16 protein-coding genes are annotated in these 16,058 nt (G+C 64.1%); 14 read left to right on the top strand and 2 right to left on the bottom strand.

All coding sequences use genetic code 11. The annotated features are described in order from the left end of the window. The first annotated feature begins 4 nt into the window (after positions 1-4). The 6 genes from QMK22_RS04130 (at position 5) to QMK22_RS04105 (ending at position 7,083) form a co-directional block, all read left to right on the top strand. Complete coding sequence (locus tag QMK22_RS04130) at positions 5-298, top strand: YggT family protein (protein WP_283496355.1); 294 nt, start codon at positions 5-7, stop codon at positions 296-298. A gap of 157 nt (positions 299-455) precedes the next feature. Beyond that, positions 456-1,097: a DivIVA domain-containing protein gene (locus QMK22_RS04125; RefSeq protein ID WP_283496354.1), complete on the top strand. Its 642-nt coding sequence runs from the start codon at positions 456-458 to the stop codon at positions 1,095-1,097. After that, on the top strand, positions 1,087-1,731 hold the full coding sequence (gene lspA, locus QMK22_RS04120; protein WP_283496353.1) for a signal peptidase II: 645 nt from the start codon (positions 1,087-1,089) through the stop codon (positions 1,729-1,731). The genes QMK22_RS04125 and lspA overlap by 11 nt, the downstream gene beginning before the upstream one ends. Beyond that, positions 1,728-2,678 carry an RluA family pseudouridine synthase gene (locus QMK22_RS04115; RefSeq protein ID WP_283496352.1) on the top strand — a complete coding sequence of 317 codons (951 nt, stop codon included), beginning with the start codon at positions 1,728-1,730 and terminating at the stop codon, positions 2,676-2,678. Before lspA ends, QMK22_RS04115 begins: the two co-directional genes overlap by 4 nt. Positions 2,679-2,789: 111 nt before the next feature. Then, complete coding sequence (gene dnaE / locus QMK22_RS04110; protein WP_502857052.1) at positions 2,790-6,257, top strand: DNA polymerase III subunit alpha; 3,468 nt, start codon at positions 2,790-2,792, stop codon at positions 6,255-6,257. Between the two features lie 31 nt (positions 6,258-6,288). Continuing rightward, entirely contained in the window at positions 6,289-7,083 is a 795-nt protein-coding gene (locus tag QMK22_RS04105) for a lysophospholipid acyltransferase family protein (RefSeq protein WP_283496350.1), read from the top strand. Positions 7,084-7,126: 43 nt separating this feature from the next. Here the strand turns inward: QMK22_RS04105 and QMK22_RS04100 are convergent, their stop codons facing one another. Continuing rightward, positions 7,127-7,657, bottom strand: coding sequence for a flavin reductase family protein (locus QMK22_RS04100; RefSeq protein WP_283496349.1), 531 nt, complete (start codon positions 7,655-7,657; stop codon positions 7,127-7,129). A gap of 151 nt (positions 7,658-7,808) precedes the next feature. On the opposite strand from QMK22_RS04100, the gene hisD reads away from it, so the two are divergent. The 3 genes from hisD to QMK22_RS04085 are packed head-to-tail and all read left to right on the top strand — an operon-like array spanning position 7,809 to position 10,727. Then, positions 7,809-9,137 carry a histidinol dehydrogenase gene (hisD, locus tag QMK22_RS04095; protein WP_283496348.1) on the top strand — a complete coding sequence of 443 codons (1,329 nt, stop codon included), beginning with the start codon at positions 7,809-7,811 and terminating at the stop codon, positions 9,135-9,137. A 12-nt stretch (positions 9,138-9,149) separates the two neighbouring features. Then, positions 9,150-9,674, top strand: coding sequence for a transcriptional regulator NrdR (gene nrdR / locus QMK22_RS04090; RefSeq protein WP_283496347.1), 525 nt, complete (start codon positions 9,150-9,152; stop codon positions 9,672-9,674). 15 nt (positions 9,675-9,689) lie between these two features. Next, positions 9,690-10,727: a quinone-dependent dihydroorotate dehydrogenase gene (locus QMK22_RS04085; RefSeq protein ID WP_283496469.1), complete on the top strand. Its 1,038-nt coding sequence runs from the start codon at positions 9,690-9,692 to the stop codon at positions 10,725-10,727. Between the two features lie 37 nt (positions 10,728-10,764). On the opposite strand, the gene QMK22_RS04080 is transcribed toward QMK22_RS04085, so the two are convergent. Next, complete coding sequence (locus QMK22_RS04080; RefSeq protein ID WP_283496468.1) at positions 10,765-11,787, bottom strand: App1 family protein phosphatidate phosphatase; 1,023 nt, start codon at positions 11,785-11,787, stop codon at positions 10,765-10,767. Positions 11,788-11,935: 148 nt separating this feature from the next. Between QMK22_RS04080 and QMK22_RS04075 the strand changes: the two genes are divergently transcribed. From QMK22_RS04075 to QMK22_RS04055, 5 genes are all read left to right on the top strand, one after another. Further along, complete coding sequence (locus tag QMK22_RS04075) at positions 11,936-12,613, top strand: TetR/AcrR family transcriptional regulator (protein WP_283496346.1); 678 nt, start codon at positions 11,936-11,938, stop codon at positions 12,611-12,613. 179 nt (positions 12,614-12,792) lie between these two features. Beyond that, positions 12,793-13,707, top strand: coding sequence for an ABC transporter ATP-binding protein (locus QMK22_RS04070; protein ID WP_283496345.1), 915 nt, complete (start codon positions 12,793-12,795; stop codon positions 13,705-13,707). After that, positions 13,704-14,390, top strand: a complete 687-nt coding sequence (locus QMK22_RS04065; protein ID WP_283496344.1) for an ABC transporter permease — start codon at positions 13,704-13,706, stop codon at positions 14,388-14,390. Before QMK22_RS04070 ends, QMK22_RS04065 begins: the two co-directional genes overlap by 4 nt. Beyond that, entirely contained in the window at positions 14,387-15,142 is a 756-nt protein-coding gene (locus QMK22_RS04060) for an ABC transporter permease (protein WP_283496343.1), read from the top strand. Before QMK22_RS04065 ends, QMK22_RS04060 begins: the two co-directional genes overlap by 4 nt. Then, on the top strand, positions 15,126-16,049 hold the full coding sequence (locus QMK22_RS04055; RefSeq protein WP_283496342.1) for an ABC transporter substrate-binding protein: 924 nt from the start codon (positions 15,126-15,128) through the stop codon (positions 16,047-16,049). The genes QMK22_RS04060 and QMK22_RS04055 overlap by 17 nt, the downstream gene beginning before the upstream one ends. Positions 16,050-16,058 lie beyond the last annotated feature (9 nt).

The raw sequence follows: 16,058 nt of genomic DNA, 5'->3' as shown, positions 1-16,058 counted from the left end.
AAGTGTGACTGGTATACCGATCCTGGGGAATCTTCTCTATTTCCTGTTCTTCATGTTCTTCCTCGTGCTCTGGGGTCGATTCATCATCGACCTCGTGCGCGGTGTCAATCGGGCGTGGCGTCCGCAGGGCTTTTTGCTCGTGGCCGTTGAGCTTGTGTACACGCTGACCGATCCGCCGGTACGTTTTTTTCGCCGACTGGTACCGCCGCTTCGCGTCGGGCCCATCGCTTTGGATTTCGGGTTCACCTTGACCATGCTGTGCTGCATCGTGGGTATGTCCCTGTCGGGCTTACTGTAAACGCCCGACCGGGGCATGTATCCTTATCGGATGACTGGTTTGTCGTGAGCTTGTACGCGCTCGTCGGCCGCCCGAAGTCAATCAAACGCTTGAGACGCTCCTAGGCTCAAGTCAGTCAAATGTTCACAATTAATACAAGTTTTGAGGGTGGAAAGCCATGGCGCTAACTCCGGAAGATGTAGTCAACAAAAGGTTCCAGTCGACCAAGTTCCGTGAGGGATACGACCAGGATGAGGTCGATGACTTTCTCGACGAGGTCGTCGTCGAACTGCGTCGCCTGACCAAGGAAAACGAAGAACTGCGCGCACAGGCCGGTTCCGACGGTGCCCCCGCAGCAGAGACCGCTCCGGCGGCCGCTCCCGTTGCCGCCGTGGTGGCCGAGCCGGTAGCGGTCGTCGAGCCCGTTGTCGCCGCTCCGGTTGCCGCCGTCGCCCCGACGCCGATCGACGAGACAGCCGGCACGACCAACCTGCTGCAGCTGGCTCGCCGCCTGCACGAAGAGCACGTCAAGGAAGGCGCTGAGAAGCGCGACGCCCTGATCGCCGAAGGCCACGCCACAGCGGCACGCGTCATCGCCGAGGCCGAGACTCAGCAGCGCGTTCAGCTGCAGAAGCTCGACAAGGAGCGTTCCACACTCGAAGGCAAGATCGACGAACTTCGCACCTTCGAGCGCGAATACCGTCTGAAGCTCAAGAGCTACATCGAGGGCCAGCTGCATGACCTCGACGCGAGTTCGGTCAGCGCCCCGGCCGATGCCGGCAACGCGTCGAAGCCCAGCTTCCAGGGCTTTGGAGCCTAGGGCACGAACGAAGAAGCGTGCGCGAGCGCTTATCGTTCTAGCTCTCGTCGCGCTCGGCGTTTACGCGCTCGACCAAATCAGTAAGTACCTCATCGTCGCTTCGATGACTGAGGGCTCCGTGATCCGAGTTCTGAACGATGTGCTGCAACTGCACTTCGTTCGGAACTCGGGCGCGGCGTTTTCCCTGGCGAGCGGCTCCACATGGATCTTCTCGATCATCGCCGCCGCCGTCGTTATTTTCATCGTCTGGTTCGCCCGGCGCATCCGTTCACTGACCTGGGGCCTCGTTTTCGGGTTGTTGTTGGGCGGGGTGCTCGGAAACCTCACGGATCGACTGCTGCGCGATCCCGGCTTCGGGGTGGGGCACGTTGTCGATTTCATCTCAACGCCGTGGATGCTGCCGGCGATCTATAACGTCGCCGACATGGCCATCGTGATCAGCATGGTCATCTTCATGATTTTAACCATCCGCGGTATCGGCCTCGATGGAAACAAGGTTGAGGCGGTCGGTAAGAACCCAACGCCTCCCCACGATCCACCCCTTAATCAAATGGATACTGTGACCCCCGAGACACCATCGGTCGACCCCGTGACCCGGGATCGGCCGGCCCCCGGGGCCGAGGCGCGACCATGACCGGCGCCCAGGACCTGACCGGCCCGCCGGAACGACGTTCGTTGCCCCTCCCGGATGGCCTGGAGGGCGTGCGCGTTGATGCCGGACTGGCCAAGCTCTTCGGGTTCTCCCGTAGCTTCGCCGCCGAGGTGTCCGAGTCTGGCGGCGTTGTGCTCGATGGAAGTGTCGTTGGCAAGTCCGACCGGCTGCGTGCCGGAAGCTGGATTGATGTCACCTGGCAGCCCAAGCAGCCGGTGCGCATCATTCCCATCGCCGTTCCCGACCTCACCGTCGTGCACGACGACGAGAGCATTGTCGTCATTAACAAGCCCGCTGGCGTTGCCGCGCATCCGAGCGTCGGTTGGAGCGGGCCGACCGTTCCCGGCGCTCTGGCAGCCGCGGGTTACCGCATCGCGACCTCTGGTGCGGCCGAGCGCGCCGGCATTGTGCATCGGCTCGACGTCGGCACGAGCGGTCTTATGGTCGTGGCGAAGTCGGAGACGGCCTACGTCGCGCTCAAGAAGGCATTCCACGACCGCGAGGTTGAGAAGATTTACCACACCGTGGTGCAGGGGCACCCCGACCCGCTCACCGGCACCATCGACGCGCCGATCGGCCGCCACCCGCGGCACGACTGGAAGTTCGCGGTCATGGCCGACGGCAAGCACTCCATCACCCACTACGAAACCCTGGAAGCTTTTCCGTCGGCTTCGCTGCTCGAGGTGCACCTGGAGACCGGGCGCACCCACCAGATTCGCGTGCACATGACAGCTCAACGACACCCCTGTGTCGGAGACGCCATGTACGGCGCCGATCCATCGATCACCGCCCGGCTTGGACTGAAACGTCAGTGGCTGCACGCCAAGCAACTGGCGTTCACCCACCCGGACAGCCACGAATGGGTCACCTACAACGCCGACTACCCGGCCGATCTCACCCACGCCCTTTCGGTGTTGCGGGGAGACTGACCAAGGCCGACTCTTCCCTAACCGTTTCATTAACACGTCGGAGTCATCGTGAGTAACCCGGTAAGTGCCACCGATTCGTTCGTGCACCTGCACGTGCACAGCGAATATTCCATGCTCGACGGCGCTGCGCGGGTGAAACCCCTGATCAACGCCGCGGTGGAACAGGGGATGCCGGCCGTTGCGATCACCGACCACGGTAACGTGTTCGGTGCCTTCGATTTCTGGAAGAGCGCGACCGATGCCGGCATCAAGCCGATCATCGGCACCGAGGCGTACATCACGCCGGGCACCGACCGCCGAGACAAAACCCGCGTGCGCTGGGGCACGAGCGGCCAGAACCGAGACGACGTCGGTGGCGCCGGCTCGTACACGCACATGACGCTGCTCTCCGAAAACACCGCGGGAATGCACAACCTGTTTCGGCTCTCATCAAAGGCGAGCCTCGAGGGTTACTACTTCAAACCCCGCATGGACCGCGAGCTGCTCAGCCAATACTCGAAGGGCCTGATCGGCACCACCGGCTGTGTCGGTGGGGAGGTGCAGACGCGTCTGCGCCTCGGCCAATATGAGGAGGCCAAGAAGGCCGCGGGTGATTTTCAGGACATCTTCGGCAAGGAGAACTTTTTCTGCGAGATCATGGACCACGGCATCGATATCGAACGCCGCACCATGACCGACCTACTTAAACTGGCCAAGGAGCTCGACCTTCCCCTGCTGGCCAGCAATGACCTGCACTACACGCACGCGCACGATGCCACCGCTCACGCCGCCCTGTTGTGTGTGCAATCGGCGTCCACGCTGGATGACCCCAACAGGTTCAAGTTCGACTCCAACGAGTTCTATCTGAAGACGGCCGCGCAAATGCGGCACCTGTTTCGTGACCACCCCGAAGCCTGCGACAACACCCTGCTCATCGCCGAGCGCTGTGAGGTGGAATTCAACACCAAAGCCAACTACATGCCTCGTTTTCCGTGCCCAGAGGGCGAAAACGAGGAGAGCTGGTTTATTAAAGAGAACGAGGTCGGGCTGGCCAAACGCTACCCGAAGGGCATTCCTGACGATGTGCGTAAGCGAGCCGACTACGAAATCGGCATCATCGTGCAGATGGGTTTCCCCGGTTACTTTCTGGTCGTCGCCGACTTCATCATGTGGTCCAAGCAGCAGGGGATCCGCGTCGGCCCCGGGCGCGGTTCGGGTGCCGGTTCGATGGTCGCCTACGCGATGGGCATCACCGACCTCGACCCGCTCGTGCACGGCCTCATCTTCGAACGTTTCCTCAACCCCGACCGGGTGTCCATGCCCGACTTCGACGTCGACTTTGACGAGCGGCGTCGCGGCGAGGTCATCAAGTACGTCACCGAGAAATACGGCGAGGAACGCGTCGCGCAGATCGTCACCTACGGCACGATCAAGGCGAAGCAGGCCCTCAAGGACGCCTCCCGCGTGCTCGGCTTTCCCTTCGGCATGGGCGACAAGCTCACCAAGGCCATGCCGCCGGCGATCATGGGCAAGGACGTGCCCCTCACCGGCATGTTCGACAAAGACCACCCGCGCTACCGCGAAGCGGCCGACTTTCGTGCGGTGATTGAAAGCGACCCCGAAGCGCGCACCGTCTTCGACACCGCCCTCGGCCTGGAAAACCTGAAACGCCAGTGGGGCGTGCACGCTGCCGGTGTGATCATGTCGAGCGACCCCCTGATCGACATCATTCCGATCATGAAACGTGAAGCGGATGGCCAGGTTGTCACCCAATTCGACTATCCGGCGTCCGAAGCCCTCGGACTGATCAAGATGGACTTCCTGGGGCTGCGCAACCTCACCATCATCGACGACACCCTCGACAACATCGCCGTGAACCGCGGACACCGTCCCATTCTCGAAGACCTCGGGCTCGAAGACCCTGCCGCCTACGAACTGCTCGCGCGCGGTGACACCCTCGGCGTATTCCAGCTCGACGGCGGGCCGATGCGCGCCCTGCTGCGGCTCATGAAGCCCGACAACTTCGAAGACATCTCGGCCGTGATCGCCCTCTACCGCCCCGGCCCCATGGGTGCCAACTCCCACACCAACTACGCGCTGCGAAAAACCGGTGTGCAGGAGATCATTCCGATTCACAAAGAGCTCGAAGAGCCCCTGCGCGAGGTTATCGGAACCACCTACGGCCTGATCGTCTACCAGGAACAGGTGATGTCGATCGCGCAGGTGCTCGCCGGTTTCACGCTCGGTGAAGCCGACCTGCTGCGTCGGGCCATGGGTAAAAAGAAGAAATCGGAGCTCGACAAGCAGTTCGAGGGCTTCTCCAAGGGCATGCAGGACCGCGGCTATTCAATGGATGCTGTCACCACGGTCTGGAATATTCTGCTGCCGTTCTCCGACTATGCCTTCAACAAGGCCCACTCCGCTGCGTATGGCGTTCTCTCGTACTGGACGGCCTACCTCAAGGCCGTCTACCCGGCCGAGTACATGGCGGCCCTGCTCACGAGCGTCGGTGACTCCAGAGACAAGCTCGCGCTGTACCTGAACGAATGCCGGCGCATGGGCATTCAGGTGCTGGCCCCGGACGTCAATGAGTCGATCGGGTTTTTTGCTGCCGTGGGCACCGACATCCGCTTCGGTCTCGGCGCCGTGCGCAACGTTGGCTTCAACGTCGTTGAGGCTATTCGTGGAGCCCGGGAAGAGAAGGGCCGCTTCGAGTCGTTCCACGACTTTCTGCGCAAGGTGCCCCTACCGGTCGCCAACAAACGCACGATCGAATCGCTCGTCAAAGCCGGAGCGTTCGACTCGCTCGGCGCGACGCGACGCGGCATGGTGGAAATTCACGAATCCGCCGTGGAATCCGCCGTCAAGATCAAGCGGGAGGAGAGCAACGGCAACATCGGGTTCGACTTCGACAGCCTGTTCGACGAACCGCAGGACACCGAGCAGGTGCCCGAGCGGCCGGAGTGGAGCAAGAAGGAGAAACTCGCCTACGAACGCGACATGCTCGGGCTGTATGTGTCCGACCATCCGCTGGCCGGGCTGGAGATACCGCTCGCCAAGCATGCGAGCACGACAATTGCCGACCTGATCGCGTCGGAATCGACCGAAGACGGTGACACTGTGACCGTGGCCGGGCTGATCACGAGCGTGCAACACCGCATTGCCAAGAAGTCGGGCAACCAGTACGGCATGATTCAGGTTGAAGACTTCGGCGGTGAGATCACCGCGATGTTCATGGGCAAGGCCTACCTTGAGTTTGCGCCCGAGCTGATCAGCGACTCGGTTGTCGTGGTGCGCGGTCGGGTCAGCCTGCGCGACGACGGCATGAACCTGCACGCGTTCAGTGTGTTCCAGCCTGACCTGGGCCAGGGCTCCGACCAGAGCATGGTATCCATAACGGTGGGGGAGTCCCGAGCGACCACCGACACTGTGAGCGCGCTCGGTGAGATTCTCAAACGCCATGCGGGCGACGCCGAGGTGCGGCTCAAACTGGTCAAGAATGATGTCGCGCGGGTGTTCGAGCTGCCGCACCGGGTGAAGGTGAGCGCCGATCTGTTCGGCGAGCTCAAGAGCATTCTCGGACCGAACTGCCTGACCTGATCGTGGTCGCTGACAGGCCTAGGCTAGGAGCATGCACAAGCGAGAGCCGATCTATTCGACCGCTATCGGTGCCGGGCGCGCCCTGTTCGGCCTGCTCCGGGTCCGTCCGACCACGACCGGACTAAACCAACTACCGGCAACCGGCGGTGCCGTGCTGGCGATCACGCATTTCGGCTACCTCGATTTTGCCCTGGTGGAGTGGGTTACCTGGCTGCACGACCGCCGCCACATTCGCTTCATGGCCAAAAAGGGTGCCTTCGATCAGCCGATGATCGGGCGCCTGCTGCGCGGCATGAAGCACATCTCCGTGGACATGGAGAGTGGTGGTGAGGCCTATGCGCAGGCGGTCGAAGCCCTTGCCGCCGGCGAGCTGGTCGGCGTGTTTCCCGAGGGAGGCGTCAACGCATCATTCACCGTGCGGGAGCTGAAGACCGGCGCGGTGCGTATGGCCCTGGCCGCGAACGTGCCGATCATTCCGGTGGTCGTCTGGGGCGGGCATCGGTTGATGACCAAGAACCATCGCTCGAAGCTGCGGGAACGACTGGGCGTGCCGGTCAGCATCCATTTTGGGCAACCGTTTCACACGGATGCCGCCGGCGCGGCCGATACCAGCGTCGCTGCCTCCACCGTGCAGCTGCACGACCGGCTGCAAAGCCTTGTCGACACCGTGCAGGCGGGGTACTCGGTGCCCGGTGCCGGCCAATGGTGGCAGCCCGCACACCTCGGCGGCACCGCGCCGACACCGGCCGAGGCCGCGGTCGTGGAGGCTGAACGGCGGCGCCGCAAGGCGGCCGACAAATTGACCGCCGCAAGAAAACGGCGCTAAGCGACGGGCCTCGCCCCGAGGACCCGGCGCCCCGGCGCCGGGTCTAGACCGGGGCGCCCGGCACTCGGTAGGTGCGCTCGTGATAGAGCAGGGCTTCATCGTCGGCGCCCATACCGCCGCCCTCGATCTGCACGACCACGACGGCATTGTTGTGCACCGAGAGCCGTTCCACGATGCGACCGACCATCCAGCTGGTCACTCCGGCCAGTACGGGGAGTCCGTGTGGACCCGGCTGCCAGTGGTCGCCGACGAAGCGATCGGCGTGCGGCCCGGCGAGCTTTTCTGCGATGGCACGATTCTGGGCGCCGAGCATGTGAATGACCACCCGATCGGCAACGCTGATCGCGGCCCACGAGCTGGCGGACCGTGCCATGTTGAATGTGGCCAGTGGCGGTACCGCGGAGAGCGATGCCAACGAGGTGGCGGTGAAACCGACCGGAGTGCCATCGGGCGCAAGCGTCGTGATCGCCGCGACTCCGGCGGCATGACGACGAAACGCGTGTTTGAACGCGGCCAGGTCATCGGGGGCATTGGGATCGGCGGCGAGCGGCGGAGCGGTGCGGAGATTCGTCATGGGCACATCGACCACGGCCCGGACGATACCGGGCCGACGCGTTTCGAGGGGTTCAACGTTGCTTTGCATACACAACCAACAATCTGTTTCGGTATCAGCCTATTCCCGCGCGCTGAATGTTAGGTCGGCTGGACGGATAGGCTGGACGACGATGATCCAGACTATTGACCTTCGCGGGAGCGAGCCGACACCGGCCGCGCTTCTGGCTTCCGTTCCGCGCGCTGTGACCAGCGTCGCCGTCGCCTCCGATATCGCCGCCGAGCTGATTGCCGATGTGCGGGCGCGTGGTGGGGCTGCGCTGCTCGACCAGGCCGAACGCCTCGACCGGGTGCGCCCCGGCCAGGTCCGGGTTCCGGCGCGCCACATCGCCGACGCGGTTGCCGGGCTCGACCCGGCCGTGCGCACGGCCATCACCGAAACCATTCGCCGGGTGCGCCTGGCCAGTGCCGCTCAGGTACCGCCGCACGCGACGACCACCATTGAAGCCGGTGCCACGGTCACGCAGCGCTGGCAGCCGGTGAACCGGGTCGGCCTCTACGTTCCCGGCGGCAAGGCCGTCTATCCGTCGAGCGTGGTGATGAATGTCGTGCCCGCACAGGTGTCCGGAGTGCGCTCGATCGCCCTGGCTTCACCGCCGCAGAGCCACTTCGACGGCCGCGTGCACCCCACCATCCTCGCCGTCGCCGGCCTGCTCGGTGTCGACGAAATATACGCCATGGGCGGTGCCGGTGCTATCGGCGCCCTCGCCTACGGTGTTGAAGACATCGGTCTGGAGCCGGTGCAGATCGTCACCGGTCCCGGCAACGTCTACGTCGCCGCCGCCAAGCGACTCATTCGCGGACAGGCCGGCATCGATTCCGAGGCCGGGCCCACCGACATCCTCGTCATAGCGGATGCCGCTGCCGATCCGCTCCTCGTCGCCGCTGACCTGGTCAGCCAGGCCGAGCACGACGAACTGGCCGCGGCCGTCCTCGTGACCGATTCCGTCGAGCTCGCCGGGGCCGTCGAGGCCCGACTCGCTGTTTTGGCGGCATCCACTACCCACAGCGAGCGCGTCACTGCGGCGCTGGGCGGTCGCCAGTCCGCGATCGTGCTCGTGGACAACCTGCAGGTCGCGGCCGCCTTCAGCAACGCCTTCGGACCGGAGCACCTGGAGATTCAGACGGTCGATCCCGATGCCGTGCTGGCCGTGATCGAGAATGCCGGAGCAATTTTTCTCGGCCCGTATTCCCCGGTGAGCCTCGGGGATTATGTTGCCGGGTCCAACCACGTGCTGCCGACCGGGGGACAGGCACGGTTCTCTTCTGGACTCGGCGCCTATACCTTTTTGCGACCTCAGCAGGTCGTGCGGTACAGCCGGGAGGCACTCGGTGCCGTCGCTGAACACATTGCCGCCCTCTCCAACGCCGAGGCGCTGCCCGCGCACGGCGACGCCGTCACTGCCCGGTTCGAGACCGCTCCCACCGCCACCGACCGCTAGGCTGGTGGCACGATGTTCTGCCCATTTTGTCGCCACCCCGATTCCCGAGTCGTCGACTCGCGTACGAGCGACGACGGACTGTCGATTCGCCGGCGCCGGCAGTGCCCGGAATGTGGCCGCCGCTTCAGCACCACGGAGACCGCCAGCCTGAACATCATTAAGCGCAGCGGTGTGGTCGAACCGTTCAGCCGCGAGAAAATCGTTTCCGGCGTGCGCAAAGCCTGCCAGGGACGACCGGTTACCGACTCCGACCTCGCCATGCTGGCCCAGAAGGTCGAGGAGACCATTCGCCAGACCGGCCTGTCCCAGGTGGACGCCAACGACATCGGACTGGCCATCCTGCCGCCGCTGCGCGACCTCGATGAGGTTGCCTACCTGCGATTCGCGAGCGTCTACCAAGGTTTTGACTCTCTCGAGGACTTCGAAAGCGCCATCGCTCAGCTGCGCATCGAGCACAACGCCCGCACTGGTGTCAGCCCGGCCGCGAACGCAACGGTCGGTATCGGCACCACCAGCACTAATTCCAACCACGCATAGGGCCTAAGAGGCATGATGTATCCATTGTTCTTCAAGCATGTGCTGACCCGCATCGATCCCGAGCGCGCCCACCACCTCGCTTTCACCGTTATTCGCCTGCTGCCCACCCTGGGGATCGGGCGGCTGGTCTACCGGTTCACCCGGCCGCGCACCGATCTCGGCGTGACCACCCTCGGCCTGCACTTCAGGTCGCCGTTCGGCGTCGCGGCCGGCTTCGACAAAGACGGTGAGGCCGTGCTCGGCCTCGGTCAGCTCGGGTTCGGACACGTCGAGGTCGGTACCCTCACCGCCATCGCCCAACCCGGCAACCCCACCCCGCGCCTGTTTCGGCTTCTGGCCGACCGTGCAGTCATTAATCGTATGGGTTTCAACAACCACGGCGCTGCCGGGGCCGTTGCGCGATTGACCCGGGTGCGTGCCGTAGCCGGGCGCCCGGTGCTCGGTATCAATATCGGAAAGAGTCGGGTCACCGCGGTCGATAACGCGACGGCGGACTATCTGCGAAGCGCCGAGATGCTCGCCCCGCTGGCCGACTATCTCGTGGTCAACGTGAGCTCGCCGAACACCCCGGGACTGCGCGGACTTCAGGAACTCGACCAGCTCGCCCCGCTGCTGACCGCGGTCAAGCATGCCTCCGGTACCACCCCGCTGCTGGTCAAGATCGCGCCGGACCTCGAGGATGCCGAAGTTTCGCGCATCGCGACCCTGGCCGTTGAACTCGGCCTCGACGGCATCATCGCTACCAACACCACGATCTCCCGTGCTGGATTGCGAACGGATGCTGCTACCATCGCGGCAGCCGGGGCCGGCGGACTCTCCGGCGCCCCGCTGAACGCCCGGTCGCTGGCAATTCTGCGGCAGATTCGCGCTGTGGTGCCGCCCGAATTCTGTGTCATCTCCGTCGGCGGCGTCGACACCGCCGAACAGGTCGCCGAACGCCTCCGTGCCGGGGCAACCCTCGTGCAGGGCTACACGGCATTCCTCTATCGCGGCCCGCTCTGGGCGCGGCAGATCAACCGCGGCCTCGATCGTATTCTGGCGCCGGTTCGCTGAATCCCGTCTCTTGCTGGCCTTCCGGCGAGCGTGCCGGCTACAGCAGGCCGTGCGCGGCCAGTTGATTGGCCAGACTCGAACCGTCGGGGCCGTAGACCCACGGGGCTTCCGGGCCGCCCTCGATCAAGACGGCGTCGCGTGAGCGCCCCCCGGCCAGTACCGCTTCGCTTGGGGAGAGCTGACGAATGGCGACGGCCGCGACGCTGCCGGGGTAGTCGCGCTGAAAGTCGCTGTAGATGGCCTCGTCGTGCTGTCCGTCATCGCCAATAAGAATCCAGCGCATGTGCGGAAACTGTTGGGCCAGCCGACGCAGGTTGTCCCGTTTGTGCGCGCTGCCGCTGCGAAACCAGCGGTCGTGAGTGGGGCCCCAGTCGGTTAGGAGCAGCGCCCCGGCCGGGTAGAGGTTTCGGGACAGAAAACGCGACAGTGTCGGGGCCACGTTCCAGGCGCCCGTGGAGAGGTAGATGACGGGTGCGCCGGGGGTGAATGACGCCAACCGTTCCAGAAAGACGGCCATTCCGGGGGTCGGTACCCGGGCGTGCTCGTCCAGCACGAACGTGTTCCATGCTGCGAGCAGTGGGCGGGGGAGCGTGGTGACCATCACGGTGTCGTCGACGTCGGAGACAACGCCGTAGCCGACCGTCGGTGCCACGATGAACACCGGAGCCTCGGCCACGGCGGAGAATTCGGTGTGCAATTGAGCAACATGCCAACCGGCGGGCAGCGATACCGGAAGCACGGTGTCGACCACTCCGCCGCGATCGGCCTGAACGCGATGCGTCTGGCCATCAATCTCAATTGTGACGGTTACATCGTTGACCGGAACGCTGGTGAAACTGCGCCAGCCCCGAATGCCGGCGTCACGGCCATCCGCTCGCGGGCGTTTTTGCCGTTTGGCGGGCTTGTCTGGTTTGGTCAGGAGGACCCGACAAAGAATGCGCACCCATGCCGTTGACCCATAGCCGGTATAGGGGATGACGGTCGGCTGGTAGCCGCGGCGGCGGGCGGAATGTTCGCGGCGATCGTGCAGCCAATCCTCTACGCGGGCCGCTCGGTGCATGATCCGCACGGGACTGGGCGCACTCGGCGTGGCGTCTGGGGACTCTGGCACTTTCTTATTCTGCCACGTTTGCTGTGCATCCCCCGATCCTGGCCGTGGGAATGGGGTTTTACCCAATAGGATGGGGTCTTATCTTCAAGGGGGATAAATGTCGCTTGGTGGCCTTTTAGGTGAAGAGTCCGGTTCAGCCGCACAGCAGGTGCGCACCGAGCCGATTCAGCAGCGCAGCGCTGCACGTTTGTCAGGGTTGCTCGATGCAGCTGCCGCCGTCGTGGACGAGGTTGGTTTCGACCGCATCACGACCGCGATGATCGCAGAACGCGCCGGTGCCTCCATCGGCACCGTGTATCGGTATTACCCGGACCGGGTGGCCGTTCTGCACGCCCTGCACGAGCGCGCCGTGGTGCGCTTCCGGCAGCGTGTCGTCGACGAGCTGAGCGCTGGCACGCTCACCTCCTGGTGGGATGCGGTGGACTGTGTCGTAACCGCTTTCGTCGGCCTGTACCGGTCCGAGCCCGGCTTTCGCATCGTGAACTTCGATGACCGCGACGGTGCTCGCGACGTTGACGCCGTGGCGGATGCCGGCTTCTTTGCGCGACGCCTCGCCGATGTTCTCGTGAATCAATTCGATCTGCCGGCCGGTGCGGAACTGATCTTTCGCCTCGAGGTCGCGATCGAGATGGCCGACGGGCTGCTGGCTCGTGCTTTTCACACCGATCCGCTCGGCGACGAACGGTTCATCGCCGAGTGCCGCCGGGTGCTGCGGGACTACCTCGACCGCTACTACAGCCCGCAGGCGCTGGACCTGCTGACCACGACCTCCTAGGATTCGAGCCACGCCGGGCGGGTCGCGCGACCTGACGGCCGGCGTGCGGACCGGTTACGTACGGTCTGCCGTCGTGGCGTAGTCTTTCTGCGCAATCCGTTTTGCCTGTCGCTCCGAATAGTGATTGGGTTAACATCTGATTGTGTTGACCGACGCAGTACGAGGAGCGAGCCAACCCGATGATTGAATTTCGCTCGGTGACCAAACGGTTTCCCGACGGTACCCTCGCCGTCGACGACTTCAGCCTGGTACTGCCCTCACATAAAACCACCGTGTTCGTGGGAACCTCGGGATCGGGCAAGACGACGCTGCTGCGCATGATCAACCGGATGGTCGATCCGACCAGCGGATGCATCGAAATCGACGGTGCGGATATCAGCACTCTGGACCCGGTTAAGCTCCGACGCGGCATTGGTTACGTCATGCAGAACTCCGGTCTGCTGCCCCATCGCAAGGTCGTTGACAACGTTGCCACCGTGCCCATGCTGCGCGGGATGCCCAAGAAGAAAGCCCGGGATGAGGCGCTGGCACTGCTCGACACGGTGGGTCTGGACCGTTCGCTCGCCGGACGGTACCCGAGCCAACTTTCCGGTGGCCAGCAGCAACGAGTTGGCGTAGCCAGAGGACTGGCCGTCAACCCCAATATTCTGCTCATGGACGAGCCATTCGGCGCCGTGGATCCCATCGTTCGCGCCGAACTGCAGCAGGAGCTGCTTCGACTACAACGAGAACTCGGCAAGACCGTGGTCTTCGTCACCCACGACATCGATGAAGCCTTCTTGCTCGGCGATCAGGTGGTCATTCTCCGCACCGGCGGCAAAATCGCCCAAATCGGTTCGCCCGCCGAGATCCTGGCCAATCCGGTCGATGAATTCGTCTCGACGTTCGTCGGGGCCGATCGAGGAAAACGGTCTCTGCACGTGGAAAACCACGGCGATGGCGACGTCGTGGTCGACGAAACGGGGCGCCTGGCCGGTGTACTCGTTGGCGCGCCGCCGTCTCTCGCCGCGGCCGCAACTGCACCATTCGAACCTGAGTCAAAGGCCGGCCCTCAGGGATCGGGTGCTTCGGCGCAAGGTGGGGATCCGCGGTGACCTGGATCTGGTCGAATCTAGACCTCATTTGGGATCGTACGTTCGATCACCTCGTACTCAGCGTCCCCTCCATTGTGCTGAGTTTTATCGTCGCCCTCCCGTTCGGCTGGCTGGCGCACCGGTACCGCGCCAGCCGGGCGGTTATTCTCACCTCGGTGGGGCTGCTCTACGCGATTCCCTCGCTGCCGCTGTTTATCGTGCTGCCCTTTATCGTGGGCACCAGCATCCGCTCGCCCCTGAACCTGATCATCGCGCTCACCCTCTACGGGGTGGCCCTGATGGTGCGGGTGGTAGCGGACGGCCTCGGTGCCGTGGACCGCGACGTGCGCCAATCGGCGACGGCTGTGGGCTTTTCGGGGTGGACCGTGTTCTGGCAGGTGGAACTGCCCCTGGCCGGGCCCGTACTGCTGGCCGGTCTGCGTGTCGTGGCCGTCAGCACGGTGAGTCTCGCCACGGTCGGTGCGGTGATCGGCGCCCAGAGTCTCGGCAGCCTGTTCACCGACGGGATCCAGCGGGGAATTCAAGCCGAAATCATCGCCGGCATTATCGCCACCGTGCTACTTGCCCTTGCCCTGGATGGTGCGCTGGTTCTACTCGGACGGCTCCTGATGCCGTGGACTCGACCCAGCGCCATCGGCACCGTGTCACGCACGAGCGCCGCGCTGGCGGAGGCGACACCATGATCTTTCTCTCCGAAACGCTCGCCTGGCTGGGTGACCCCGCGCACTGGGTCGGCGCCAGCGGTATTCCGACGCGGCTGGCGCAACACCTGCTCTTCACGCTCGTGACCCTTGTCGTGGCCGGAGCGATTGCGGTGCCGATTGGATTTGTGATCGGACACACCGGTCGCGGCCGCAGCGTGGCCGTGGCGACCGCCGGTGCGTTCCGGGCTATTCCCACCCTGGGGCTGCTCACCTTGGTGGCGCTGTGGGTGGGAATCGGACTGAACGCCCCGTTCGTGGCCCTGACCGTGCTGGCCATTCCGCCCATTCTGGCCGGCGCCTACACCGGCTTTGAGGCCATCGACCGCAAAATTATTGACGCCGCGCGGGCCGTGGGTATGTCGGAGCTGCAGATTCTGCTCAAGGTCGAGCTGCCGCTCGGCCTGCCCCTGCTCATCGGGGGATTGCGGTCGGCGACCCTGCAGGTCGTGGCGACGGCCACCCTCGCGGCCTATATCGCAGACTTCGGCCTGGGCCGTTACCTCTTTGAAGGCCTGCGCATTCGCGACTACGGCGAGATGCTCGGCGGTTCAGTCCTCGTGATCGTGCTCGCGATCGTGTTGGAGGGCGTGTTCGCCCTCGTTCAAAAATTGGTAGTGCCGCGCGGTGTCACAGCGGGGCGCCCCACAGATATCCGCGACGGGTCATCCCGATCCCGCGCGGTGATGGAACCCGCCATCGAGGAAGGAAACATTAATGTTCACAGCAAATAGAGGCCGGCTCACGCTTATCGGCGCCGTCGCGGTTGGGGCCGTCGTAGCCCTTGCAGGGTGTGCGTCGGGGGATCCGCTGGCGGATCCGTCGAGTAGCGCCGAGGCATCCACCATCGTGGTGGGATCGCAGGCGTATTACTCCAACGAGATCGTCGCCGAGATTTACTCCCAGGCGCTCGAAGCCGGCGGCTTCACCGTTGACCGACAGTTCCAGATCGGCCAGCGTGAGGTGTACCTGCCCGACATTGAAGATGGCAAGATCGACGTCTTCCCGGAATACACCGGAAGCCTGCTGCAGGCCCTCGACAAGAACGCCGTCGGTGGCACGATCGACGCGACGTATGCCGAACTCCAGGCCGCTCTGCCGGAGAACCTTCGAGTTCTCGACCAGGCTGGAGCTTCCGACCAGAACTCCTGGACGGTCACCAAGGCCTTTGCCGACACGTACAATCTCACCGACATCGCCTCGCTGACCAACGTCACCGAGCCGATCACCGTTGGTGGCAACTCGGAGCTCGAGACTCGGCCGTACGGGCCGACGACCCTGAAAGAGAAGTACGGCATCAACATCGCCGGGTTCGTGCCGGTCGAAGACAGCGGCGGACCGCTGACCGTCAAGGCCCTCGTCGACGGCGACATTCAGCTCGCCAACATCTACACCGCCGACCCGAACATCAAGACCAACGATCTGGTCGCCCTCGATGACCCCGACGGATTGTTCTTTCCGGATAACGTCGTACCCGTCGTCTCGCAAAAGGTGGATGAGAGCGCAGCGGCGATCCTCAACAAGGTCAGCGCGGCGCTTTCCGAAGACACGCTCGTGACGCTCAACGCCCAGAGCAAGAACGACAAGCTCTCGGCCGCCAAGATCGCCACGGATTGGCTGACCCAGGAAAACCTGCTGTAGGTTCGCTGG

Origin of the sequence: Cryobacterium sp. PH29-G1, assembly GCF_030063365.1 — a bacterium.
Taxonomy (GTDB): domain Bacteria; phylum Actinomycetota; class Actinomycetes; order Actinomycetales; family Microbacteriaceae; genus Cryobacterium.
Note: the sequence above shows the minus strand (reverse complement) of the source record. Positions and strands in the feature narration are given on the sequence as shown.